This window comes from Campylobacter sp. JMF_01 NE2 (assembly GCF_027737365.1).
Classification (GTDB): Bacteria; Campylobacterota; Campylobacteria; order Campylobacterales; family Campylobacteraceae; genus Campylobacter_B.
Genome location: NZ_JAOVTR010000013.1, coordinates 1 through 1,555 on the forward strand (window position 1 = coordinate 1; position 1,555 = coordinate 1,555).

2 protein-coding genes are annotated in these 1,555 nt (G+C 35.6%); both read left to right on the forward strand.

Annotated features, from left to right (window positions below):
* Positions 1–141 precede the first annotated feature (141 nt).
* A complete protein-coding gene (locus tag OFO01_RS08890) occupies positions 142–831 on the forward strand; it encodes a reverse transcriptase family protein (protein WP_270875542.1) in 690 nt (229 codons plus the stop codon).
* A complete protein-coding gene (locus tag OFO01_RS08895) occupies positions 797–1,243 on the forward strand; it encodes a Ty3/Gypsy family RNase HI domain-containing protein (protein ID WP_270875543.1) in 447 nt (148 codons plus the stop codon). The genes OFO01_RS08890 and OFO01_RS08895 overlap by 35 nt, the downstream gene beginning before the upstream one ends.
* Positions 1,244–1,555: the final 312 nt, after the last annotated feature.

The following is a 1,555-nucleotide window of genomic DNA, read 5'->3' on the forward strand; positions in this document are numbered from 1 at the left end:
CGATAAAACAACATCCATATAGAATGAATCCTGTAAAACAACAGTGCCTTAAAGATGAAGTGAAATATTTGTTGGAGAATGACTTTATTGAACCTAGTCAAAGTAACTATAGCTCTCCTTGTATTCTAGTTCCCAAGTCAAATGGAACATATAGAATGTGCACTGACTATAGAAAAAATCAATGCTGTGACAAAGACAGATTCGTTCCCAATACCAAGAATTGACGATTGTATAGACAATGTTGGGAAAGCCAAATATGTGACAAAGTTTGATCTGTTGAAAGGCTTCTGGCAAGTACCTCTTACTGATCGTGCTAAAGAGATATCGGCATTTGTAACACCAGACGGACTGTTCCAGTATAAAGTTATGCCGTTTGGGATGAAAAATTCTCCTGCCACGTTCCAACGATTAATAAATTCTATCCTGGCTGGTCTAGATAACTGCAAGGCGTATATTGACGACGTTATCATCTACACGGAGACGTTCGACGACCATCTACGGACCATCAGAGCATTCTTCGATCGACTCACCGAAGCTATGTTAACTATCAACCTTGAGAAAAGTGAATTCTGTCATGCTACATTAACATTCTTAGGACATGTTGTGGGACAGGGTCAAGTTAAGCCAGTAGATTCTAAGGTCCAAGCTATCTCTGAATTTCCTGAACCTAATTGTAAAAGACAACTGATGCGATTTCTTGGTATGGCTGGTTACTACCGTAAATTCTGTAGTAATTTTTCAGTTATTGCTGAACCTTTGACCAATCTATTAAGAAAAGGTACAAAGTTTGTATGGAATGACAGGTGTCAGATTGCTCAAAGCCATACTTAAGAGCACACCAGTTCTCTTAGCTCCAGATTTTAACAAGTGTTTTAAGTTAGCTGTAGATGCTAGTGATGTTGGTGCTGGTGCTGTATTGATTCAGGAGGACGACAATGGCATTGACCATCCAGTTTGCTATTTCTCTAAGAAATTTAATACACAACAAAGAAATTACTCTACTATTGAGAAAGAGTGTTTGGCTCTTATTTTGGCTATTCAGCATTTTGAGGTATACTTGACCTCTAGTCCTATGCCAATTGTTGTCTTCAGTGATCATAATCCTCTCAGTTTTCTTCATAAACTTAAGAACAAAAACCAGAGATTGTTAAGGTGGAGTTTGATGTTACAAGAATACAACCTTGAAATTAGGCATATCAAAGGTCGTGACAATATTATACCTGATGCATTATCTCGTGTGTAAATGACTTTAAACATGAAAGCTAGTGTACGATTTGTTAAGAGACTGTTATTATGACATTGAACAGACTTGTGTAATAATAATAGTTATGAAGTGTGTGATCATGAAATTAGCCAGTTACTTTGGAATGACTATTAACAGAATATGTGTATATTATGATATTGTTCCTACTTTGTTCAAGTACTGTTGAAATAATGTTATATCTATGCTTTGTAATTATGATATGATTTTCGTATAATGTTGTATTTTTCTTATAGATATTAATGTTGATTCTCCAAAAGAAAGCTCATTAATGTCGCTTTCTTTTCTTTGAAG

Bases quoted from the DNA above. Each gene is read 5' to 3' on its own strand.
- OFO01_RS08890 (WP_270875542.1), top strand. From the start codon at position 142: ATGGAACATATAGAATGTGCACTGACTATAGAAAAAATCAATGCTGTG.
- OFO01_RS08895 (WP_270875543.1), top strand. From the start codon at position 797: ATGACAGGTGTCAGATTGCTCAAAGCCATACTTAAGAGCACACCAGTT.